20 protein-coding genes are annotated in these 21382 nt (G+C 73.5%); 16 read left to right on the top strand and 4 right to left on the bottom strand.

Features of this window, described 5'->3' with window-relative positions:
• Complete coding sequence (gene msrB / locus EDM22_RS10835; protein ID WP_122937068.1) at positions 1-402, bottom strand: peptide-methionine (R)-S-oxide reductase MsrB; 402 nt, start codon at positions 400-402, stop codon at positions 1-3.
• A 192-nt stretch (positions 403-594) separates the two neighbouring features.
• Here msrB and EDM22_RS10830 point away from each other — a divergent pair, with 192 nt between their 5' ends.
• The 10 genes from EDM22_RS10830 (at position 595) to EDM22_RS10785 (ending at position 11644) form a co-directional block, all read left to right on the top strand.
• On the top strand, positions 595-912 hold the full coding sequence (locus EDM22_RS10830) for a DUF3263 domain-containing protein (RefSeq protein ID WP_122937067.1): 318 nt from the start codon (positions 595-597) through the stop codon (positions 910-912).
• A gap of 26 nt (positions 913-938) precedes the next feature.
• Positions 939-1484, top strand: a complete 546-nt coding sequence (locus EDM22_RS10825; RefSeq protein WP_122937066.1) for a LytR C-terminal domain-containing protein — start codon at positions 939-941, stop codon at positions 1482-1484.
• Between the two features lie 205 nt (positions 1485-1689).
• The gene (locus EDM22_RS10820) at positions 1690-1893 is read left to right on the top strand and encodes a cold-shock protein (protein ID WP_122937065.1); all 204 of its coding nucleotides are present in this window, start codon (positions 1690-1692) and stop codon (positions 1891-1893) included.
• Positions 1894-2068: 175 nt separating this feature from the next.
• Positions 2069-3130 carry a DUF3048 domain-containing protein gene (locus EDM22_RS10815; protein ID WP_122937064.1) on the top strand — a complete coding sequence of 354 codons (1062 nt, stop codon included), beginning with the start codon at positions 2069-2071 and terminating at the stop codon, positions 3128-3130.
• Positions 3131-3340: 210 nt separating this feature from the next.
• The gene (gene groL, locus EDM22_RS10810) at positions 3341-4960 is read left to right on the top strand and encodes a chaperonin GroEL (RefSeq protein ID WP_122937063.1); all 1620 of its coding nucleotides are present in this window, start codon (positions 3341-3343) and stop codon (positions 4958-4960) included.
• A gap of 220 nt (positions 4961-5180) precedes the next feature.
• Positions 5181-6281: a hypothetical protein gene (locus tag EDM22_RS10805; RefSeq protein WP_122937062.1), complete on the top strand. Its 1101-nt coding sequence runs from the start codon at positions 5181-5183 to the stop codon at positions 6279-6281.
• An 87-nt stretch (positions 6282-6368) separates the two neighbouring features.
• Positions 6369-7481: an acetamidase/formamidase family protein gene (locus EDM22_RS10800; RefSeq protein ID WP_122937061.1), complete on the top strand. Its 1113-nt coding sequence runs from the start codon at positions 6369-6371 to the stop codon at positions 7479-7481.
• Complete coding sequence (locus tag EDM22_RS10795) at positions 7478-9079, top strand: AtzH-like domain-containing protein (RefSeq protein WP_245989327.1); 1602 nt, start codon at positions 7478-7480, stop codon at positions 9077-9079. Before EDM22_RS10800 ends, EDM22_RS10795 begins: the two co-directional genes overlap by 4 nt.
• Before the next feature lie 91 nt (positions 9080-9170).
• Positions 9171-10358, top strand: a complete 1188-nt coding sequence (locus tag EDM22_RS10790) for a pyridoxal-phosphate-dependent aminotransferase family protein (protein ID WP_122937059.1) — start codon at positions 9171-9173, stop codon at positions 10356-10358.
• Positions 10355-11644: an allantoate amidohydrolase gene (locus EDM22_RS10785; RefSeq protein ID WP_122937058.1), complete on the top strand. Its 1290-nt coding sequence runs from the start codon at positions 10355-10357 to the stop codon at positions 11642-11644. The genes EDM22_RS10790 and EDM22_RS10785 overlap by 4 nt, the downstream gene beginning before the upstream one ends.
• Before the next feature lie 34 nt (positions 11645-11678).
• Here EDM22_RS10785 and EDM22_RS10780 read toward each other — a convergent pair whose 3' ends face one another.
• A complete protein-coding gene (locus EDM22_RS10780; protein WP_122937057.1) occupies positions 11679-12251 on the bottom strand; it encodes a nucleotidyltransferase family protein in 573 nt (190 codons plus the stop codon).
• 47 nt (positions 12252-12298) lie between these two features.
• Between EDM22_RS10780 and uraD the strand changes: the two genes are divergently transcribed.
• Both uraD and uraH read left to right on the top strand, forming a co-directional pair.
• Positions 12299-12814, top strand: a complete 516-nt coding sequence (gene uraD, locus EDM22_RS10775; protein ID WP_245989326.1) for a 2-oxo-4-hydroxy-4-carboxy-5-ureidoimidazoline decarboxylase — start codon at positions 12299-12301, stop codon at positions 12812-12814.
• Complete coding sequence (uraH, locus tag EDM22_RS10770) at positions 12811-13218, top strand: hydroxyisourate hydrolase (protein ID WP_376917885.1); 408 nt, start codon at positions 12811-12813, stop codon at positions 13216-13218. The genes uraD and uraH overlap by 4 nt, the downstream gene beginning before the upstream one ends.
• 60 nt (positions 13219-13278) lie before the next feature.
• Here the strand turns inward: uraH and EDM22_RS10765 are convergent, their stop codons facing one another.
• Together EDM22_RS10765 and allB are read right to left on the bottom strand one after the other, a co-directional pair.
• Entirely contained in the window at positions 13279-13794 is a 516-nt protein-coding gene (locus EDM22_RS10765; protein WP_281274080.1) for a nucleoside deaminase, read from the bottom strand.
• Positions 13791-15149 carry an allantoinase AllB gene (allB, locus tag EDM22_RS10760; RefSeq protein WP_122937056.1) on the bottom strand — a complete coding sequence of 453 codons (1359 nt, stop codon included), beginning with the start codon at positions 15147-15149 and terminating at the stop codon, positions 13791-13793. Before allB ends, EDM22_RS10765 begins: the two co-directional genes overlap by 4 nt.
• A 108-nt stretch (positions 15150-15257) precedes the next feature.
• Between allB and EDM22_RS10755 the strand changes: the two genes are divergently transcribed.
• The 4 genes from EDM22_RS10755 (at position 15258) to pucL (ending at position 21269) form a co-directional block, all read left to right on the top strand.
• Positions 15258-16439 carry an XdhC family protein gene (locus tag EDM22_RS10755; RefSeq protein ID WP_122937055.1) on the top strand — a complete coding sequence of 394 codons (1182 nt, stop codon included), beginning with the start codon at positions 15258-15260 and terminating at the stop codon, positions 16437-16439.
• A gap of 80 nt (positions 16440-16519) precedes the next feature.
• Positions 16520-17326 (top strand): FAD binding domain-containing protein, encoded by an 807-nt coding sequence (locus tag EDM22_RS10750; RefSeq protein ID WP_122937054.1) that lies wholly within the window; start codon positions 16520-16522, stop codon positions 17324-17326.
• Positions 17323-20283 (top strand): molybdopterin-dependent oxidoreductase, encoded by a 2961-nt coding sequence (locus tag EDM22_RS10745; RefSeq protein ID WP_122937053.1) that lies wholly within the window; start codon positions 17323-17325, stop codon positions 20281-20283. Before EDM22_RS10750 ends, EDM22_RS10745 begins: the two co-directional genes overlap by 4 nt.
• Positions 20284-20363: 80 nt before the next feature.
• A complete protein-coding gene (gene pucL, locus EDM22_RS10740) occupies positions 20364-21269 on the top strand; it encodes a factor-independent urate hydroxylase (RefSeq protein WP_122937097.1) in 906 nt (301 codons plus the stop codon).
• Positions 21270-21382: the final 113 nt, after the last annotated feature.

Below are 21382 nucleotides of genomic sequence, written 5' to 3'. Positions count from 1 at the left end.
TCAGGACTCGGCCGTGAAGTCGAGTGCGATCGAATTCATGCAGTAGCGGTCGCCCGTGGGGGTGCCGAACCCGTCGGGGAAGACGTGCCCCAGGTGCGAGCCGCACGCCGCGCAGCGCACCTCGGTGCGCACCATGCCGAGCGAGGTGTCCTCGATGAGCTCGACGGCCTCCGGGCGCACCGACTCGTAGAAGCTCGGCCAGCCGCAGCCCGAGTCGAACTTGGTGCCGCTCTGGAACAGCTCGGCCCCGCACGCGGCGCACGTGTAGACGCCCGCACGCTCCTCGTCGAGGAGCTCGCCCGTCCAGGGGCGCTCGGTCGCGGCCTCGCGCAGCACGGAGTACTGCTCGGGGTCGAGCTCCGCGCGCCACTCCTCGTCGCTCTTGTTCACGCGATACGCCATGTGCGTTCCTTCCGTCGTCGGCCACGATGGGCAGCCACCATGGTCGCAGGTCTTCCTGCACACGGATGCAACGCGGCGCCGCCGCGCGCTGTTCCGCGTCCCCGCACGTCGTGGCGCGCGTCGCGCGCGGCATCCGCTCTCTAGGATGGCCTGCAGGCGAGCCGACCCGGCCCGTCGGGACGGGAGGTGCGGATGGGTGCGGCACGGGTGCCCGAACCGGACCACGACCCGGGCGACGGCGCGGCGAGCGGGGGACTCGACGAGCGCGCGCTGCGCATCCTCGCCTTCGAGGCGCGCGCGTGGCAGCAGCCCGGACGCAAGGCCGAGGCGATCCGCGAGGAGTTCGGCCTCAGCGCGGCCCGGTACTATCGCATCCTCGGCGACCTCGTCGACTCACCCGCGGCACTGCGCCACGATCCCATGCTCGTCAAGCGGCTCCAGCGCCTGCGCGACGCACGGGTGGCTGCGCGGGCCCGCCGAACGCTTCAGCCCGGCCGGCGCATCGACTGATCACGGCCCCGACCCAGACTGGACCCATGGCGCAGAAGTTCCCCCGCGACCGCTTCGACTCCATCCCGCACGGGATCGAGCGGGTCGGCGCGCACCGTGCCCCCGCCCGTCGCGGTGCCCGCTGGATCGCGTTCGGCTGGGCCGCGCTCGCCACGGTCGTGCTCGCCGCCGCCGGCATCTTCGGCGTGACCGTGCTGAACGAGCGCCTGAACTTCCTCGCGCCGCCGGAGCCCACCGCGACCCCCACCCCGGTCGTCACGGCCGCGCCCACGATCGCCCCCGACATCCCGGTCGCCGTGCTCAACGGCACCGACACCACCGGGCTGGCCGCGAAGGCGGGGGAGACGCTCGCCGCAGGCGGGGTTCCGGTGGGCACGACCTCCAACGCCGACGCGAACGACATCACCGAGACCGTGGTCTACTACGCGAGCGCCGACCTCGAGGGCGCCGCGCGCGGCGTCGCGCAACTGCTGCCCGAGGCCGACGTGCGGCTCTCGGAGGACTTCGGCGCCGAGGGGATGCAGCTCGTCGTCGTGCTCGGATCGGACTACGCGGCGGCCGTCGGCGGCTGATCGCGACCGAATCGTTGCCATTCTGCGACCATTCGTTGCGTCCAGACCCTTGTGCCGCAATCTCGGGTCGTTGTTATCTGGGAATGGTCGCTCGATCCCGTGTGAACAACCGGTGCCCCCCGCGGCACCGTCGTCAGCACGAAGACGGCCCGGTACAGGCGAACGGCACGTGCTGACTCGAATCACAGCAACATGGGAGCAACGTATGGCGCAGGGAACCGTCAAGTGGTTCAACGCTGAAAAGGGATACGGATTCATCACCGTCGACGGCGGGGGCCAGGACGTCTTCGTCCACTACTCCGCGATCGACATGGCGGGCTACAAGGTCCTCGAAGAGGGCCAGCAGGTCGTCTTCGAGGTCGGCACGGGTGCCAAGGGCCCCCAGGCCGAGGCGGTCCGCCCCGCCTGACCCGTCGTGAACGCGCCGTACGGTTCGCCGGCGGCGCGTTTCACGCGCCCGCGGGAGTCCACCGCGTCCGCGATGGTGCACGGATGCCGCAGCGCGGCGCAGGGGCGCGCGCGGCCCCCGAGCTGGGGGGCCGAAGGTCCGGCGCCGCGGGGATCCACGAAGATACCCTGACGCCATGGCGGGGCCGGCCGTGGGGCGTCCGCGGCTCATGGTCGCGGCGATCGTCGCTGCGGTGTCGGCGCTCGCGCTCGCGGTCGCGGGCTGCGGAGGCACGGCGACGTCGCCCACGGCTCCGCCGACGACCGCGGCTGCGCGTCCGTCCCCCAGCCCGTCGCCGCGGCCCCCGCAGCCCGCCGTCGACCCGCTCCGCGGCACGCTGACCCCGGCGGGAGCCACGGCGCATCCGTCGCTCGCCGCGAAGATCGACAACCACTTCGACGCGCGCCCCCAGATCGGGCTGAACGCCGCCGACATCGTGTTCGAGGAGCTCGTCGAGGGCGGACTCACGCGCTACCTCGTCGTCTGGCACTCCGTCGTGCCGGCGGAGATCGGGCCCGTGCGGTCGGTGCGGCCGATGGATCCCGACCTCGTCACCCCGTTCGGCGGCATGATCGCGTACTCGGGCGGCCAGCAGGTGTTCGTCGACATGATGCAGGCGGCGCCCGTCGTGAACCTCGTCTTCGACTTCGACGACACCGGGCTCTTCCATCGGGCCGACGAGCGGCCGTCGCCCCACGACGTCATCCTCGACGCGGCCGAGGCGATGCGGCGCAACGCCGCCCTGCCGCCGCCGCCCCCGCAGTTCGCCTACGGCACGGCCGATCCGCTCGATGCGCCGCAGTTCGCCGCGACGCCGACGGCGCGCATCGACCTCGCGTTCTCGGAGGGGGGCGCGCGGGCCTGGGAGTGGGATGCCGCGACCTCCGCGTGGCTCAGATCGCAGGAGGGCGCGCCCGACCTGGAGGCGTCGGGGGAGCGGGTGCGTGCGACCAACGTGGTCACGCTGCGCGTCGCGATCGACGACACCTACGGGGAGGTGCCGCGCACCGTCGCGGTGGGCACGGGCGAGGCGTGGTTGTCGAGCCACGGGCGCACCGCGCACGGCACCTGGTCGAAGGCCGCCGCGGACCGGCCGTTCACGCTGCGGGCCGACGACGGGACGCCGATCCGCCTCGCGCCGGGTTCGACGTGGGTCGAGCTCGTGCCCGCATCCGGATCGGCGGCGTTCGCGCCCTGACCGACCGGACCGGGCCGGAGACCGGCGGCGTGCCCGGTGCGTCCCGGTGCGTGCGCGCTCTGCGGGCCGGGGCTGGGGGATCGCCCCGAGGCATCCGCGCTCGCTTGCACTCGGAGCGGTCGAGTGCCAGAATCGTTTTAGCACTCACGCGTTTTGAGTGCTAACACCAACGAATCTTTGAAGACGTCCGGGAAAGGACGAGAAACACACATGGCAAAGATCATTGCTTTCAACGAGGAGGCCCGTCGTGGGCTCGAGCGTGGACTCAACCAGCTCGCCGACGCCGTCAAGGTGACCCTCGGCCCGCGCGGTCGCAACGTCGTGCTCGAGAAGAAGTGGGGCGCGCCCACCATCACGAACGACGGCGTCTCGATCGCCAAGGAGATCGAGCTCGACGACCCGTACGAGAAGATCGGTGCCGAGCTCGTCAAGGAGGTCGCCAAGAAGACCGACGACGTCGCAGGTGACGGCACCACCACCTCCGTCGTGCTCGCCCAGGCGCTCGTGCGCGAGGGCCTCCGCAACGTCGCCGCCGGCGCCGACCCCATCTCGCTCAAGCGCGGCATCGAGAAGGCCGTCGCAGCCGTCGAGGCCGAGCTCCTCGCCAACGCGAAGGACGTCGAGACCAAGGAGGAGATCGCCGCCACCGCTTCGATCTCCGCCGCCGACGAGCAGATCGGCGCGCTCATCGCCGAGGCGATCGACAAGGTCGGCAAGGAGGGCGTCGTCACCGTCGAGGAGTCGAACACCTTCGGCACCGAGCTCGAGCTGACCGAGGGCATGCGCTTCGACAAGGGCTACCTGTCGGCGTACTTCGTCACGGACCCCGAGCGCCAGGAGGCGGTCTTCGAGGACCCGTACATCCTCATCGTCAACGGCAAGGTCTCGAACATCAAGGACCTGCTCCCCATCGTCGACAAGGTGATCCAGACCGGCAAGCAGCTGCTCATCATCGCCGAGGACGTCGACGGCGAGGCGCTCGCCACGCTGATCGTCAACAAGATCCGCGGCATCTTCAAGTCGGTCGCCGTCAAGGCCCCCGGCTTCGGCGACCGTCGCAAGGCGCAGCTGCAGGACATCGCGATCCTCACCGGCGGCCAGGTCATCTCCGAGGAGGTCGGCCTCAAGCTCGAGAACGTCACCCTCGACCTGCTCGGCCAGGCCCGCAAGGTCATCATCACCAAGGACGAGACGACCATCGTCGAGGGTGCCGGTGACGAGGAGGCCATCGCCGGCCGCGTCGCGCAGATCCGCTCGGAGATCGAGAACACCGACTCCGACTACGACCGCGAGAAGCTCCAGGAGCGCCTCGCCAAGCTCGCCGGCGGCGTCGCCGTCATCAAGGCGGGCGCGGCCACCGAGGTCGAGCTCAAGGAGCGCAAGCACCGCATCGAGGACGCCGTCCGCAACGCGAAGGCCGCCGTCGAGGAGGGCATCGTCGCCGGTGGTGGCGTCGCCCTCATCCAGGCCGGCAAGACCGCGTTCGAGAAGCTGCACCTCACGGGCGACGAGGCGACCGGCGCCAACATCGTCCGCGTCGCCATTGACGCGCCGCTCAAGCAGATCGCGCTCAACGCCGGTCTCGAGCCGGGCGTCGTCGTCGACAAGGTGCGCAACCTCCCCGTCGGCCAGGGCCTCAACGCCGCGACCGGCGAGTACGTCGACATGCTCGAGGCGGGCATCAACGACCCGGTGAAGGTGACCCGTTCGGCGCTGCTCAACGCCGCGTCGATCGCCGGCCTCTTCCTCACCACCGAGGCCGTCGTCGCCGACAAGCCCGAGAAGAACCCGGCTCCGGCCGGCGACCCCACGGGCGGCATGGACTTCTGACCCTGAGCGGAGCGCAGCTCCGCGATGGTCAGGGTCGAGTGACCGGCCCTTCCGGCCGGTCGTATCGAGACACTGTCCGAACCGATCCTCGGCCCCAGGGCCCGATCACGCGAAGGGCGTCTCCTCCGGGAGGCGCCCTTCGTCGCGTCGGAGGGGCCGTGGTGAAATCGTTATGCGGAGGCTGTTCTCCGGCTGATGCCCTCATCGCTACGTTGAGCACATGACCCGTCGCCTCGGGGTCGGTGCCCTCACCGCCGGCCTCGTCCTCTGCTCACTCGCTGCGTGCGCAGCCCCCGCGCCGTCGTCGACGCCGGGCGCCGCGCCCCCCGCGCAGACGGTGCTCCCCACGCCCTCGCCGGACGCCACACGTCCCGCCGATGCGACCGGGACGAGTTGCGAGCGGTTCGTCCCGATCGAGCTGCTCGAAGCGGCAGCCGGGGGGCAGCTCGTACCCGGCGCCGTCCAGTGGAGCGAGTTCGAGGATGCGCGGGTGCGTGCGTTCTACGAGTTCGCGGGTGGCTTCTGGTGCGTGTGGAGCGACGCGGCGACCGGCGCAGTTCGCGCGACCGCTTCGATGGTGCCCGCCGGGGGTGCCGCAGAACTGCAGATCAGCCGAGATCTCGCCGACGCCGGCGACAGTGACGCGCTGAGCGAGCCCACGGCGCTCGCCGCAGGGTGCCTGTACGACTACTGCCTGGTGCGCGGCTCGGTCGACGGCGACTACGCCTACGTCAGCGTGCACGGCCTCCCGTGGCACGGCGACGGAGCGCCACCGCCTACCGAGATGCTCGCGATCCAGGACGTGGTCGCCGACCGACTCGCAGCGCTGGAGCCGACTGCGATCCCGCCGCTCTCCGCGCGCTGGCAGGACGGGCCGCGCACGTGCGACGAGCTGCTGCCCGCCGACGAGTTCGCAGGGGCGCTCGGCGTCCCCGCCGTGGAGTACCGCCCCGGGTACTCCTACGAAGAGGCGACGGGCTGGGACATCGCGCTGCTCACGGCCGGGGGCTTCACCTGCCGCTTCTCCAGCAGGGAGGACTCGGGGGCGATGGGATCGATCACGGTGCTGCCCGACGCGGCATCCGCCCTCGATGACGCGACCGCAGTCGCCGAAGCGTCAGGCTGGGCGGTCGACGAGGCGACCGGCGTCGCCGCCAGGTGCGGCACCAACGGAGGCTCGACTCCGAACTGCTCGGCCCAGGTCGCTGCAGGCGGTGCATGGCTCTGGATCTCGGCGACCGGGTACCGGGGCGAGGACGTGCTCGCGCAGCGGCTCGATGATGCGGTGGCGGCGTTGGCGGGGGCGCTCGAGCGCAGCTGAGCGCACGCGATCGCACGCCGCCGGGTCCGCGTCCGTGCGCGCGGTACCCTCGTCCGACAGAAGTCGGTGACACGGACGGGGTGCTGCATGGGTGGATTTCGCGGGGTGCTGCAGGCGGGCGCGCAGGTCGGGAGCGGCGCGGCCTACCTCCCCGCCGAGGCCGACGCAGTCCACTGGGGCCGGCTTCCCGCGCGCGGCGACGCGCCCGTGCTCACGATCGATCCGGGCACCGAGGTGGTCATCGACACCGTGAGCCATGAGGGCATCCTCGAAGACCAGGGGCGCGACCCCGCGGCGTTCTTCGGGGCGAACGGCGTCGCCCGCGAGCACGTGCTCGACGAGGCCGTCGCGCTCGCGGCATCCGACCACCCCCGCGACCCCGCGACGGACGGCCCGCACGTCGTCACCGGGCCGATCCACGTGCGCGGGGCGCGCCCCGGCGACCTGCTGCGGCTCACGGTCGTCGACGTCACGCCGCGCGTGCCGTACGGCGTGATCTCGAACCGCCACGGGCGCGGAGCGCTGCCGGGCGAGTACCCGCGAGCCGCGGGCAACGTGAGCGTCTTCACCCCCATCGAGCAGCACGCCGGCGACTGGTTCGGCTCGCTGCCGCTCCGCGACGGCGGCGAGCGCACCGTGCGGTTCCCGCTCGCGCCGTTCCTCGGCATCATGGGCGTCGCGGTCGACGCCGACGAGCGGCCGCATTCGGTGCCGCCGGGTGCGCACGGCGGCAACATCGACCTCAACCTGCTCACCGAGGGGGCTTCGCTCTACCTGCCCGTGCAGGTGCCGGGCGCTCTCGCCTACGTCGGCGATCCGCACTTCGCGCAGGGCGGCGGCGAGGTGGCGCTCACGGCGCTCGAGGCGTCGTTGCGCGCGACCATCCGCTTCGAGGTCGTGCCGGCCGAGACCGCCCTGCATGACTTCGGCGAGCTCGCCGGCCCGCTCGCCGAGACGAGCGAGTACCTCGTTCCCACGGGCCTCGACGCCGACCTCGACCTCGCGATGCAGGACTGCGTGCGCCAGGCCATCGCCCTGCTCGGGGCGAGGTACGGCATGGAGCCGCACCTCGCCTACGCGTACCTCAGCGCGGCGACGGACTTCGACGTCTCGCAGGTCGTCGACCTCGTGAAGGGCGTGCACGCGCGCATCCGCACGAGCGACTTCCGTGCGGTGCGGCGGGGCGGCGCGGTCGCATGACCGAGCGGATGCCGCAGCGCGGCGGCGGCGCGAACGCCTCCGTGCCGGTGCACCTCCCCGAGGGCGTGGCCGCGCCGGCCGGTCTCGTCGAGGCCGCGCTCGCCTACGAGGCCGCGCTCATGGCCGACGACCTCGCGACGCTCGAGTCGGCCTTCGCCCCCGGACCCGACACGCTGCGCGGCGACGAGGGCGGACTGCTCGTCGGCCGCGACGTGATCTCGCGCTTCCGCGGGGCGCGCGGCGGGGCGCCGAAGCGCGCGATCGAGGCGCTCCACGTGCGCCCGATCGACGACGACCATGCGTGGCTCGCCGCCGTGACCGCGCCGGCCGCCGGCGGACGCGGTCTCGTGAGCCAGCTCTGGGAGCGGCAGCACGGCGCGTGGCGCATCACGGCCGCGCACGTCTCGGCGCCGCCGCGCGCGATCGACCCCCGCGTGTGGCGCGTCGTCGGCGACCCGCTGCTGCCGCCGACCGAGGCGGGCCCGCTCGACGGGCACACCGTCGCGGTGAAGGACGTGTTCGCCGTCGAGGGGTTCGCGCTCGGCGCGGGCGTGCCCGCCTACCTCGACGAGGGCGCACCGCACGCGCGGTCGGCGGCGAGCCTGCGCGCGCTGCAGGCCGCCGGGGCATCCGTTCGGGGCATCGCCCGCACCGACCAGTTCGCGTACAGCATCGCGGGTCGCAACGCGGCCTACGGCACCCCGCCGAACCCGGCGGTGCCGGGCGCGATCTCGGGCGGGTCCTCGAGCGGCCCGGCGTCGGCGGTGGCGATGGGCCATGCCTCGATCGGGCTCGGCACCGACACGGCCGGGTCGATCCGCATCCCCGCTTCGTACCAGGGGCTCTGGGGGCTGCGGACGACGCACGGGGCGGTGAGCACCGACGGTGTGCTGCCCCTCGCCCCGAGCTTCGACACGGTGGGCTGGCTCACGCGAGATCGCGCGACCCTCGAGGCGACCGCGGTCGCGAGCCTCGACGAAGCCGCCCAGGTGGGGCTCGGCGATCGCTTCGTGACGGCGCGTGCCCTCATCTCATCGGCCTCGCCGGGCGTCGCCGCTGCGTTCGTCGCCTACCTCGAGGCGTGGGATCGCGAGGTGACGGCGATCGACGACGACTCGCTGTCCGACGTCGCGCTCGACGGGGTGCAGACCGCGTTCCGCACGATGCAGGCGTTCGAGGCGTGGGCGGCGCACGGCGCCTGGGTCGCGGCGCATCCGGGCGCGCTCGGCGCGGATGTCGCGTCCCGGTTCGAGTGGGCGTCCACGATCACGCCCGCCGCCGCCGCCGCGGCGCGTGCGGCCCTGGAGCGGGCGCGGTGCGCGCTCGACGCCGCGCTCGGCGATGCGGTGCTCGTGCTGCCGTCCGCGGCATCCGTCGCACCGGCGCTCGATGCAGCGGGCGACGAGATCGAGGCCGTGCGCGCCGCGACGCTGCGCATGACCGCGGTGGCGGGTGCGACGGGGCGACCGGCGCTCTCGGTTCCCGGGCTCACGGTCGACGGTGCGCCCGTCGGGGTGTGCTTCGTGGGTCCGCGGGGCGGCGACCTCGCCCTCGTTCGCGCGGCCGACGAGTGGATGCCGCGGGCGAAACGCCACTGAAACACCCGTTGCGTAGCGTGACTCGCTGAAACCCTCGATTCAGGGAGTCCTCATCGTCGCCGCACCGGTCAACCCGCCCACCCGCCTGCTCATGGGGCCGGGACCCGTCAACGCCGACCCGCGCGTGCTGCGCGCGATGTCGGCTCAGCTCGTCGGCCAGTACGACCCGGCGATGACGGCGTACATGAACGAGACCATGGAGCTCTACCGCGGCGTGTTCCGCACGTGCAACGAGGCGACCCTGCTCGTCGACGGCACCTCCCGGGCGGGCATCGAGGCGGCGCTCGTGTCGCTCCTGGCGCCCGGCGACCGCGTGCTCGTGCCGATCTTCGGGCGGTTCGGGCACCTGCTCGCCGAGATCGCGCGCCGGGCTGGCGCCGAGGTGCACACCCGCGAGATCGAGTGGGGCGGCGTGTTCACCGCGGCGGCGATCGAGCGGGCGATCGTCGAGGTGCGGCCCGCGTTGCTCGCGGTCGTGCACGGCGACACCTCGACCACCGTCGCGCAGCCGCTCGACGAGCTCGGTGCGATCTGCGAGCGGCACGGCGTGCTCTTCTACACGGATGTCACCGCCTCGCTCGGCGGCAACCCCTTCGAGATGGACGCCTGGGGCCTCGACGCCGCGACGGCGGGCCTGCAGAAGTGCCTCGGCGGCCCCTCGGGAAGCGCGCCCCTCAGCCTCTCGCCGAGGGCCGTGGAGCGCGTCCAAGCGCGCTCCAGCGTCGAGGCGGGCATCCGCAGCGCGGGCGACGTGGTGCGCGAGCACCCGATCCGTTCGAACTACTTCGACCTCGGCATGATCCTCGACTACTGGGGCGAGAAGCGCCTCAACCACCACACCGAGGCCACGTCGATGCTGTACGGCGCGCGCGAGTGCGCTCGCCTGCTGCTCGAGGAGGGCATGGACACGGCCATCGACCGGCACCGGCTGCACGGCGCGGCCATGCTCGCGGGCGTCGAGGGGCTCGGCCTCGAGGTCTTCGGCGACCGTGCCCACCGCATGCACAACGTCGTCGGCGTGTCCATCCCCGACGGCGTGAACGGCGACCGGGTCCGCGGCGCGCTGCTCGAGGACTTCGCGATCGAGATCGGCACCTCGTTCGGTCCGCTGCACGGACGGATCTGGCGCATCGGCACCATGGGCTACAACGCCCGGCGCGACACCGTGCTCACGACGCTCGCCGCGCTCGAGCAGGTACTGCGCGCCGAGGGGCATCGGCTCACCGCGGGCGGGGGCGTCGCGGCGGCGCGCGACGTCTACGCGTCGGAGGCGGCATGACGCCGCGGCTCGCTTCGGGCTCGCTCGCGGTCGCCGAGCGGGTGCTCGACCGGTGCGACGAGCTCGCGGCGATCTCGTCGAGCCCCGAGCTGCTCGAACGCGTGCACCTGTCGCCGGAGCACCGGCGGGCCAACGACCGCGTCGCCGCCTGGATGGCCGAGGCCGGCCTCACGCCGTGGCAGGACGCCGCCGGCAACCAGTGCGCACGCCTCGAGGGTGCCCGTGCCGGGCTGCCGGCCCTGCTGCTCGGTTCGCACCTCGACACCGTGCGTGACGCGGGCCGCTACGACGGCATGCTGGGCGTGCTGCTCGCCATCGAGGTGGCGACCCGCGTCGCCCGCCGCGGCGAGGAGCTGCCCTTCGCGCTCGAGGTCATCGGGTTCACCGACGAGGAGGGCGCCCGCTTCGGCAACGCACTGCTCGGCAGTCGCGCCCTCGCCGGCGGCTTCGACCCCGAGTGGTGGGAGGACCGCGACCGCGACGGCCTCACCCTGCGCGAGGCGTTCGTCGACTTCGGCCTCGACCCCGCGCGCCTGCCGAGCGCGGCGCGGCGCCCGGAGACGCTCGTCGGGTACCTCGAGACCCACATCGAGCAGGGCCCGTACCTCGAGGACGCCGACCGGGCGCTCGCGGTCGTCTCGTCCATCGCGGGCGCCCGCCGGTTCGAGTTCACCCTCACCGGCGTCGCCGGGCACGCGGGCGGCACGCCGTATGCTCGCCGCCGCGACGCGCTCGTCGGTGCGAGCGAACTCGTCGTCGCCGTCGAGCAGATCGGTCGCGCTGCCGGCGTGATCGCGACCGTCGGCCGACTGCAGGCGTTCCCCGGCGGCATCAACGTCATCCCGGGCCGGGTGGAGTTCACCCTCGACCTGCGCGCCGAGCACGACCGCGACCGCGATGCGGCCCTCGCCGACATCCGGCTCCGCGCCCGCGAGATCGCCGATCGGCGGGGGCTCCGCTTCGAGTCCCGCGAGATCTACCGGGCGGATGCCACGCCCTGTGCGCCCTGGTTGCAGGAGGCGGTGGCGAGCGGCATCCGTCGCACGGGCGACGACGACCCCATGACGCTCTGGAGCCGCGCCGGCCACGACGGCATGGCAGTGAGTGGCGTGACCGACGTCGCCATGCTCTTCGTGCGCTGCGGCAACGGCGGCATCAGCCACCACCCCGACGAGACGGTGACCGTGCACGATGTCGCGCTCGCGCTCGACGCGTTCGAGGCGGCCGTGCTCGCCGTCGCCGAGCGGGTGCGGGCGGAGGCGCAGCGCCTCGGCGCGTCGAGATGAGGCCGAAGCCTGCGCCGCAGTCGTCGCGCGACGGTCAGTGCTCGTGCTCCTGGTCGCGATCGAGCCCGTCGGCGAGGTCGCCGCACTCCACCTCGATGGCGCCGTGCTGCGCGAGGTACGCGCCCGCGCCGGTGTCGCCCGCGACGGACGCGGCGACGGGTGCCCAGTGGTCGCGTCCGAGCAGCACGGGATGCCCCGGCCTGCCGGCGAACACCGCGCGCGCCGCCGCCGTGCGCAGATCGCCCGCCTCCTCGAGCACCCGGCGTCCCACCGACGACGGAAGCCCCCGCAGGTCGACGAGGCTCACGAGGGCGGCGTCGGCGTCGGAGGCCGCGGCGTACGCGAGCCCGGCGCGCAGCGACGCCGAGAGTCCCTCGGCCCAGTCCTCGGCCACGACCACCGCGTCGCCCGGCGGCACGAGCGCGCGGGCTGCCTCGGCCTCGGCGCCGAGCACCACGACCACGTCGTCGCAGCCCGCGGCGCGCAGCATGCGGCATCCGCTCGCCACCCATGGCACCCCGAGCTGGTCGCGCACGAGCGCCTTGGGCCGGCCCATGCGGGTGCCCGCACCGGCGGCGAGCAGCACTCCGAGCACCCGATCCGCCATGGCTACAGTTAACCGGAGCCGCGGGCGCGGCGGGGAGGAGGCGCCGGGTGAACCTGCGCAGTGAGACGGCGGAGCAGTTCCGGGAGGGCCTGCGGGCGTGCCTGCACGTCGAGCGCTGGGTCGACGACGTGGCGGATGCCGCGCCCTACGACTCGCTCGAACAGCTCCTCGCCGTGGCATCCGACGCCGCATCGCCCCTCCCGCCCGCCGAGATCGACGAGGCGCTCGCCGCGCACCCGCGCATCGGCGAACGGCCGGCCGGCGAGGGACGCGCGCAGCAGTTCTCGCGCGCCGAGCAGTCCTCGGCCGACGCCGGCGACGCCGAACTCGCCGCGGCGATCGCCGCCGGCAACCGCGCCTACGAGGAGCGCTTCGGCCGCGTGTTCCTCATCCGAGCGGCCGGACGCTCGCGGGCCGAGATCCTCGCCGAGCTCGAGCGGCGCCTGCGGCTCGATGACGAGGCCGAACTCGTCGTCGTGGGGGAGCAGCTCCGCGAGATCACGCTGCTGCGGCTGCGGGCCATGTTCGCGGATGCCGCGGCGCCGATCGGAGCGGCGGCATGAGCGCCGGCGCGGCGATGCCGGGCGGGCCGGCCGGGCCGGACGGGCGGGCCGGGCGGGCCGACCCCGCCGGAGCACGCAGCCACGTCACGACCCACGTGCTCGATGCCGTCACCGGACGTCCGGCCGCGGGGGTCGCCGTGCGGCTCGAGGCGCGGGGCGCCGACGGCTGGACGACGATCGCCGAGTCCGTCACCGACGACGACGGCCGCGTCTCGCGGTTCGGACCGGAGACGCTCGCCGAGGGCGTCTACCGCGTCGTCTTCGACACCGCCCGCTGGTTCGGCGACCGGCCCACGTTCTACCCGGAGGTCGTCATCGTCTTCGAGCTCGCTGCGGCATCCGAGCACTACCACGTGCCGTTGCTCCTGAGCCCGTTCGCGTACTCGACCTACCGTGGGAGCTGATCGGCGCCGTCGCGACTGGGGCGGCGCGGTCGAGCGTCGAGCGGCGGGGTGGCGGCGCGGTCAGTAGTCGACCCGGTCGCGCTTCGTGAGCCACGCGTCGAACGGCGCCCCCGCGTCGGCGGGGCGCAACTCCTGGATCGCCGTCGCCCACGTGCTGCGGTCGCGGGCGAAGAGCTCGTAGAAGTCGCGGTCGTCGAAGCCGCCGAGGGCCGCGTCGTGGCGATCGGCCGCGTAGACCACCCGATCGAGGCGGGCCCAGAGTGACGCAGACAGGCACAGCGGGCACGGCTCGCACGAGGTGTAGAGCGTCGCGCCGGCGAGCGAGAAGTCGCCCACCGCCGCGCAGGCGGCGCGGATCGCGCAGACCTCGGCGTGCGCCGTGGGGTCGAGGTCGCGGGTGACCCGGTTCTGGCCGGCCGCGAGGAGCTCCCCGTCGCGCACGATGACGGCGCCGAACGGGCCGCCGCCCGCGGCGACGTTCTCGACGGCGAGGTCGATCGCCCGCCCGATCCACGTGAGGTCGGCCACGGGATCGGCCGTGCGGTCGGTGATGCGGTCGGTCATGCCGTCGGTCATGCGGTGCTCCGATCTTCGGCCCGCTCGAGGAGCCGGCCTCTCGCCTCGTCGCCGACGGGGATGCCGCGCAGCCAGGTGGTGCGGACGACGCCCGTGAGCGCTGCCCCGGCGTACGCCGAGACGGGGTTCTTGTGTGCGAGCGCCGCGGGCTCGACGGTGAACGCGGCGTCGGGCGCGAAGGCGACGAGGTCGGCGTCGGCGCCGACGACGATGCGGCCCTTGCTCGCCAGCCCGGCGAAGCCGGCGGGCCCCGACGACATCCAGCCGAGCACGCGCTCGAGCCCGATCCCGCGGCGGGCGGCATCCGTCCAGACGTTCGCGAGCCCGAGCTGCAGGCCGGAGATGCCGCCCCAGGCTCGGCCGAAGTCGCCGTCGAAGCCCAGCTTGAGCTCCGCGGTCGCGGGCGAGTGGTCGGACACGACGAGGTCGAGGGTGCCGTCGAGCAGGCCCTGCCACAGCAGGTCGCGGTTGTGCTCGTCGCGGATGGGCGGGCAGCACTTGAACTCCGTCGCGCCATCGGGGATGTGCTCCGCGTCGAGGGTGAGGTAGTGCGGGCAGGTCTCGGCCGTGAGCCGCAGTCCCTCCGCCTTCGCGGCGGCGATGAGCGGCAGCGCGGCGGCCGACGACAGGTGCAGGATGTGGGCGCGCCCGCCGGTCTCGCGGATGCCGTCGATCACGCGGCCGATGGCCGTGAGCTCGGCCTCCGGTGGCCGGGAGTCGACGAACCGGGCGTAGCTCGTGCCCCCGTCGTTCTCGTGCGCGTCGAGCACGGCCGGGTCCTCGGCGTGCACGATGAGGAGCCCGTCGAACTCGGCGAGCTCGCGCAGCGCGGCCAGCAGCTGGGCGGGGTCGAGGTGCGGGAACTCGTCGACGCCCGACGGCGACAGGAAGCACTTGAAGCCGAAGACGCCGGCATCGTGCAGCGCCCGCAGCGAGCCCAGGTTGCCCGGCACCGCGCCGCCCCAGAACCCCACGTCGACGAAGGCCTGCGGCGCGGCCGCGACGCGCTTCCTCGCGAGCGCCGCCGGGTCGACCGTGGGCGGGATGCTGTTGAGCGGCATGTCGATGATCGTCGTGACCCCGCCCGCGGCCGCCGCCCGGGTGGCGGAGGCGAAGCCCTCCCATTCGGTGCGGCCGGGCTCGTTGACGTGCACGTGGGTGTCGACGAGACCGGGGATGAGGACCTCGCCGGGAGCGAGCCTCACGATCTCGCGGCCCTCGAGCGGGGACCCGAGCGGCTCGATCGCAGCGATCGCGCCGGCGCGCACGGCGATCGTGGCCGGCCGGAACGCGCCGTCGATCAACGCCGCATCCGCGTGCACCACGAGGTCGACCGGGTCGTGCGTTGCCGTCATGTTTCCTCCGCGGCGAACATAACAGCGCCCGGTTTCGGGCGCGTTGCGGGCGCGCCCCTGCGCGTCGGCGTCGACATAGGATCGACGGACCTGATCGCGGGAGGCATCGTGCTCGAACTGTCGGCCGAGATCGCCGCACGTCTCGCGCGCGGCGAGCGCTTCGCCGTCGCGACGGTGACCGCCGTCGACGGCTCGGCGCCGCGCGACCCCGGCGCCTCGATGCTCGTCGACGCCGACGGGCGCGTCACCGGCAGCGTGTCGGGCGGATGCGTCGAGGGGGCCGTGTACGAGCTCTGCGAGCGCGTGCTCTCCGGTGCCGCCGCCGTCGAACGGGGGCGCTTCGGCATCGACGACGAGAGCGCGTTCGCCGTCGGGCTCAGCTGCGGCGGCGAGATCGAGGTCTTCGTGCAGCCCGCCGAGCCGGGGGTGCTCGCTCCCGAGCCCTTCGAGCGGGTGCTCGCCGGCGCGTCGAGCGGCGTCGCCACGATCGTATCGGGGCCGGAGCCGCTGCTCGGCCGGGTCGTCGCGCCGGGCGCGGGGCCCGCGCCGCTCGACGACGAGGAGCTCGCCGCCGCGGGCGTGCGCGGCGTCTCGGCGCAGCGCATCGCGGCCGAGCTCGACCGCCGCATCCGTTCGGGTCGGTCGGGCCTCGTGCGCTTCGACTGCGACGGCGACGAGCTGGTCCTCTTCTGCGAGAGCCGCCTGGCGCCGCCGCGCCTGGTGATCTTCGGCGCGGTGGCGTTCGCCGAGGCGCTCGCGTCGGCCGCGGCCCTGCTCGGCTATCGCGTGAGCGTGTGCGATCCCCGGCCGGCGTTCACGACCCCCGACCGGTTCCCTGCCGTGCACGAGGTCGTGGTGCGGTGGCCGAGCGACTACCTCGCCGAGCTCGACGTCGACGAGCGAACGGTCGTGTGCGTGCTCGGCCACGATGCGAAGACCGACATCCCGCTGCTCGCGCTCGCCCTGTCGCTGCCCGTCGCCTACGTCGGCGCGCTCGGCTCGCGTCGCACCCACGACGAGCGCGTGCGGATGCTGCGCGACGCGGGAGTCGACGACGACGCCCTCACCCGGCTGCGCTCGCCCATCGGGCTCGACCTCGGCGCCGCGACGCCCGCGGAGACCGCCGTGTCGATCCTCGCCGAGGTGATCGCCGTGCGGGCCGGGCGGGACGCGCGGCCGCTGAGCGAGACCGACGGACCCATCCACGGACCCGTGGGGGCCGCCGCGCACGAGGTGGCGCCGGCGGCGGCGGCGCCCGTCTCCGCGATGCGGGCGATGGCCGCCGGATAGCCCGTCGTCGGGTCGGCGTGCGGTGGAAACATCCCCGTCATGTCGGTTCGATTCACTGGTGCTCGGAAGGAGGGGATCGCATGGACCTCGACACCGTCACCGAGTACCGCCACGCGCGCTCGCGCGGCGACCTCCTGCTCGGCCCCTCGGAGCGGTTCGTCGCCGGCGGCACCTGGCTGTTCTCCGAGCCGCAGCCGGGCACGACCGGCCTCGTCGACCTCACGGCCATGGACTGGCCCGCCCTCGAGTTCGACGACGAGGGCGGCCTGCGCATCGGCGCGACGTGCACGATCGCGCAGCTCGCGGCGATCCCGCAGCTCGACGGATTCACGGCGCACCCCCTGTTCTTCCAGTGCGCGACCGCGCTGCTCGCCTCGTTCAAGGTCTGGAACGCCGCCACCGTCGGCGGCAACATCTGCCGGTCGTTCGCGGCCGGCGCGATGGTGTCGCTCGCCGTCGCCCTCGACGGCGTCGCCGTCGTGTGGAGGCCCGAGGGTGACGAGGTGCGGCTCCCGGTCGCCGAGCTCGTCACGGGCGACGGCGCCAACTCGCTCGCGCACGGCGAGGTGCTGCGCGCCGTCGATATCCCGGCGCACGCCCTGCGCGCCCGCACCGCATTCCGCAAGATCGCCCTCGCGGAGCTCGGTCGCTCCGCCGCCGTCGTCACCGGTCGGCTCGACGGCGACGGCTCGACGGTGTTCGGCATCACCGCGGCCACGTCGCGGCCCACGGTGCTGCGGTACGACGGGCTCCCGGATGCAGCGGCACTGCGCTCCGACGCGGCATCCGCCCACGGCTACCACACCGACCCCCTGGGCTCCGCCGACTGGCGGCGCCAGGTGAGTTGCGTGCTCCTCGAGGAGATCCGGCAGGAGCTCGCCGCATGAGGTTCACCGTGAACGGACTCGAGCGCATCGGCGAGCCGCGCCCCGGCCAGTGCCTGCGCACGTTCCTGCGCGACCACGAGCACCTCGAGGTCAAGAAGGGCTGCGATGCGGGCGACTGCGGCGCGTGCTCGGTGCTCGTCGACGGCACGCCCGTGCACTCGTGCATCACGCCGGCCGGGCGGATCGAGGGCCGAGCGGTGACGACCGCCGAGGGCCTCGGCACGCCCGACGATCCGCACCCCGTGCAGGAGGCGTTCGTCGAGCACTTCGGCTTCCAATGCGGGTTCTGCACGCCGGGCATGATCGTGACCGCGTCGACGCTCGACGAGCACGACCTCGACGACCTTCCGCGGCTCATGAAGGGCAACCTCTGTCGCTGCACGGGCTACCGCAGCATCCGCGAGTCGATCACCGCCGGGGTGCATGCGGCGCACGCCCACGCCGGGGCCGCGCCCCTGGCGGAGTTCGCGGACGGGGACGCAGACGGCCGGACCGAGCCGGCACCGGTCGAGCCGGTGTCGGTCGACACCCAGCCCACCGAGATCGTCGCTCCCGAGGCGGCGGCCGGCGGCCGACGCTCGGGCGCCCGCAACCTGGGCTCCATCGGGGCCGACGACCGGCCGCCCTCGCTCGTCGGCCGCTCCGTGCACCCGCTCGCCGCGCACCGCGTCGTGCGGGGTGCCGAGCCCTTCACATTCGACACGGTGCTGCCCGGCGCCCTGCACCTGCGCGTGCTCGGGTCGCCCCACGCGCACGCGCGCATCCGCTCGATCGACACGACCGCGGCGCTCGCCGTGGAGGGAGTCGAGCTCGTCCTCACCCACGAGGACGCGCCCGCTGCCCGTTTCTCCTCGGGGCGCCACGAGCACCGCACCGACGACCCCGACGACACGCGCGTGCTCGACGACGTCGTGCGCTTCATCGGCCAGCGCGTGGCCGCGGTCGCGGCGACGAGTGCCGCCGCCGCCGAGGAGGCGTGCCGGCGCATCGCCGTCGACTACGAGGTGCTGCCCGCGGTCTTCGACCCCGAGGAGGCCAGGGCGCCGGGCGCGCCGCTCCTCCACCCCGCGCGCACGCCCGAGGATCGCGTCGACGAGGCCGGGCGCAACGTGGTCGCGACGCTGCACGCCGGCTTCGGCGGCGACGTCGACGCGGCGCTCGCGGCATCCGAGGTCACCGTTTCGGGAACGTGGCGCACCCAGCGCATCAGCCATGCGCAGCTCGAGACCCACGGATCGCTCGGCTGGCTCGACGCCGACGGGCGCCTCGTCGTGCGCACGAGTTCGCAGGTGCCGTTCCTCACACGCGACGAGCTGTGCCGCCTGTTCGACCTCCCGCAGGAGCGGGTGCGCGTGTTCACCGCGCGCGTCGGCGGCGGCTTCGGCGGCAAGCAGGAGCTGCTCACCGAGGACCTCGTCGCGCTCACCGTGCTGCGCACCGGCAGGCCCGCCGTCTACGAGCTCAGCCGAAACGACGAGTTCGTGCGCACCACCGTGCGGCACCCGATGCGCGTCTCGGTCGAGCTCGGCGCATCGCGCGACGGACTCCTCACGGCGATGAAGGTCGGCGTGCTGAGCGACACCGGCGCCTACGGCAACCACTCGCGGGGCGTCCTGTTCCACAGCTGCAGCGAGTCGGTCAGCCTCTACCGGAGCCCCGTCACGCGCGTCGACGCCGAGGCGGTCTACACGAACAACACGCCCTCGGGAGCGTTCCGCGGCTACGGCCTCGGCCAGGTCGTGCTCGCGGTCGAGTCGGCGATGGACGAGCTCGCCCTCGAGCTCGGCATCGACCCGTTCGAACTGCGCAGGATCAACGTCATCGGCCGCGACGAGGTGCCGCTCGACCTCGCCGGCGCGCCCGAGCACGACATCGTGCCCGGCAGCTACGGCCTGGACCAGTGCCTCGACCTCGCCGAGCAGGCGCTCCGGCGGGGCAACGGCGCCCACGCGCCCGCGGGCGACCACTGGCGCGTCGGCGAGGGCATGGCCGCGTCGATGATCGCCACGATGGCGCCCCGTGGGCATGTCGCCAACACCACCGTCACGCTGCACGCCGACGGCACCCTCGTGCTCGGGGTCGGCACGAGCGAGTTCGGCAACGGCACCACGACCGTGCACGCCCAGATCGTCGCAACCGACCTCGGCACCACGATCGATCGCGTGCGGCTCACCAACTCCGACACCGACGGGGCCACGTACGACTCCGGGGCGTTCGCGTCGGCGGGCACGACGGTCGCCGGCAAGGCACTGCACGCCGCCGCCCTCGCGCTCCGCGGCATCCTCCTCGACACCGCCGCGGCGATCACGGGCACGGATGCCGCGGACTGCGCGCTCGGCCCCGACGGGGTTACCGCGGGCGACCGCACGGTGGGCTTCCCCGAGCTCATCTCCCGGGCGCCGGCGGAGTACCGCATCGGCGACACGCTCGTGACGACGGGCGCGGAGTACGGCGACCGCCGGTCCCTCGCGTTCAACGTGCACGCGTTCCGCGTGGCGGTGGACGTGCGCACCGGGGTCGTGCGGATCCTGCAGTCCGTGCAGGCCGCCGACGCCGGCACCGTGATGAATCCGGAGCAGTGCCGCGGCCAGGTGGAGGGCGGTGCGGCGCAGGCGATCGGCGGTGCGCTGTACGAGGAGGTGCTCATCGAGGATGGTCGCGTACAGAACCCCGCATTCCGCTTGTACCGTGTACCGCAGATGGCCGACATTCCCGACACCGAGGTGAGCTTCGCCGAGACGAGCGACGAGCTCGGCCCCTTCGGCGCGAAGTCGATGAGCGAGAGTCCGTACAACCCCGTCGCGGCGGCCCTCGGCAACGCGATCCGCCGGGCGGTCGGTGCGCGCCCGTACGAGACGCCGTTCTCGCGGGATCGCGTGTGGCGGCTCGCGCGCGACGCGGAGGCGACCGGCGCCGCCGCCGGCGCCGCATCCGTCGAGCCGGTCGCAACGGGCTGAATCGCCCGCCCGACGAACCCGCGGCGCCTGCATACCCGGCACCGGCATCGCGAACCCCGACCGATCACAAGGAGCAGCAGATGGGCATCATCCTCGGCGACAACCAGTACGGGAAGGCGGAGAACCGCCTCGTGCGGATCTATCGCGACTCGCCGCGCCACGAGATCCACGACGTCAACGTCTCGACCGCGCTGCGGGGCGACTTCGCCGCGGCGCACCTGCGCGGCGACCAGGGCAACGTGCTGCCGACCGACACGCAGAAGCAGACCGCGTACTCGTTCGCCAAGGAACGGGGCCTCACGTCGATCGAGTCGTACGGGCTCGAGCTCGCGCGTCACTTCGTCGACACGGTCGCGCCCGTCGACGCGGCTCGCGTCGAGATCGAGGAGTTCGCGTGGCAGCGCGTGCTCGTCGACGGAGCCGAGCACGACCACACGTGGGTCCGCAAGGGCCAGGAGGTGCGCACGGCGTCGGTCACGGTCGAGGGCAGGGGTGACGAGCAGCGCACCTGGATCACCGGCGGCCTCAAGGACCTCGTGATCCTGAAGTCCACGGGGTCGGAGTTCCACGGATTCCACGAGGACTCGTACACCTTGCTGCGGCCCACGACCGACCGGGTCATGGCCACCTCGCTCGTCGCGAAGTGGCGGTTCACGACCACCGAGGCCGACTGGAACGAGGTGTACGAGGGCGTCAAGGCGATCCTCGTGAAGCAGTTCGCCGTCGTGCACTCGCTCGCACTGCAGCAGACCCTGTACGAGATGGGCAAGGCCGTGCTCGAGGCGTACGACTTCATCGCCGAGGTGCGCCTCTCGGCGCCGAACAAGCACCACTTCCTCTACGACCTGTCGCCGTTCGGGGTGGCGAACGACAACGAGGTCTTCCACGCCGACGACCGCCCCTACGGCCTCATCCAGGCGAGCGTGACCCGCGACGACGCGCCCGACCCCGGACCCGCCTGGCGCCAGTACACCGGCCTCGTCTGAGGGCTCGGGCGCGCACCCGGAACGAGGTGCGGCGCCCGCCCCGTGGCGGGCGCGCGCCTCACGCGCCGGGCAGGCGCCGGGCACGCCCCCCAGGCGCGGGGCACGCCCCGCAG

It is taken from the genome of Agromyces tardus (genome assembly GCF_003710805.1).
Classification (GTDB): domain Bacteria; phylum Actinomycetota; class Actinomycetes; order Actinomycetales; family Microbacteriaceae; genus Agromyces; species Agromyces tardus.
Note: the sequence above shows the minus strand (reverse complement) of the source record. Positions and strands in the feature narration are given on the sequence as shown.

What these genes read in the sequence shown, in the direction of transcription:
- msrB (WP_122937068.1), bottom strand. Translation starts at nt 402, where the DNA reads ATGGCGTATCGCGTGAACAAGAGCGACGAGGAGTGGCGCGCGGAGCTC.
- EDM22_RS10830 (WP_122937067.1), top strand. Translation starts at nt 595, where the DNA reads ATGGGTGCGGCACGGGTGCCCGAACCGGACCACGACCCGGGCGACGGC.
- EDM22_RS10825 (WP_122937066.1), top strand. Translation starts at nt 939, where the DNA reads ATGGCGCAGAAGTTCCCCCGCGACCGCTTCGACTCCATCCCGCACGGG.
- EDM22_RS10820 (WP_122937065.1), top strand. Translation starts at nt 1,690, where the DNA reads ATGGCGCAGGGAACCGTCAAGTGGTTCAACGCTGAAAAGGGATACGGA.
- EDM22_RS10815 (WP_122937064.1), top strand. Translation starts at nt 2,069, where the DNA reads ATGGCGGGGCCGGCCGTGGGGCGTCCGCGGCTCATGGTCGCGGCGATC.
- groL (WP_122937063.1), top strand. Translation starts at nt 3,341, where the DNA reads ATGGCAAAGATCATTGCTTTCAACGAGGAGGCCCGTCGTGGGCTCGAG.
- EDM22_RS10805 (WP_122937062.1), top strand. Translation starts at nt 5,181, where the DNA reads ATGACCCGTCGCCTCGGGGTCGGTGCCCTCACCGCCGGCCTCGTCCTC.
- EDM22_RS10800 (WP_122937061.1), top strand. Translation starts at nt 6,369, where the DNA reads ATGGGTGGATTTCGCGGGGTGCTGCAGGCGGGCGCGCAGGTCGGGAGC.
- EDM22_RS10795 (WP_245989327.1), top strand. Translation starts at nt 7,478, where the DNA reads ATGACCGAGCGGATGCCGCAGCGCGGCGGCGGCGCGAACGCCTCCGTG.
- EDM22_RS10790 (WP_122937059.1), top strand. Translation starts at nt 9,171, where the DNA reads ATGGGGCCGGGACCCGTCAACGCCGACCCGCGCGTGCTGCGCGCGATG.
- EDM22_RS10785 (WP_122937058.1), top strand. Translation starts at nt 10,355, where the DNA reads ATGACGCCGCGGCTCGCTTCGGGCTCGCTCGCGGTCGCCGAGCGGGTG.
- EDM22_RS10780 (WP_122937057.1), bottom strand. Translation starts at nt 12,251, where the DNA reads ATGGCGGATCGGGTGCTCGGAGTGCTGCTCGCCGCCGGTGCGGGCACC.
- uraH (WP_376917885.1), top strand. Translation starts at nt 12,811, where the DNA reads ATGAGCGCCGGCGCGGCGATGCCGGGCGGGCCGGCCGGGCCGGACGGG.
- EDM22_RS10765 (WP_281274080.1), bottom strand. Translation starts at nt 13,794, where the DNA reads ATGACCGACGGCATGACCGACCGCATCACCGACCGCACGGCCGATCCC.
- allB (WP_122937056.1), bottom strand. Translation starts at nt 15,149, where the DNA reads ATGACGGCAACGCACGACCCGGTCGACCTCGTGGTGCACGCGGATGCG.
- EDM22_RS10750 (WP_122937054.1), top strand. Translation starts at nt 16,520, where the DNA reads ATGGACCTCGACACCGTCACCGAGTACCGCCACGCGCGCTCGCGCGGC.
- EDM22_RS10745 (WP_122937053.1), top strand. Translation starts at nt 17,323, where the DNA reads ATGAGGTTCACCGTGAACGGACTCGAGCGCATCGGCGAGCCGCGCCCC.
- pucL (WP_122937097.1), top strand. Translation starts at nt 20,364, where the DNA reads ATGGGCATCATCCTCGGCGACAACCAGTACGGGAAGGCGGAGAACCGC.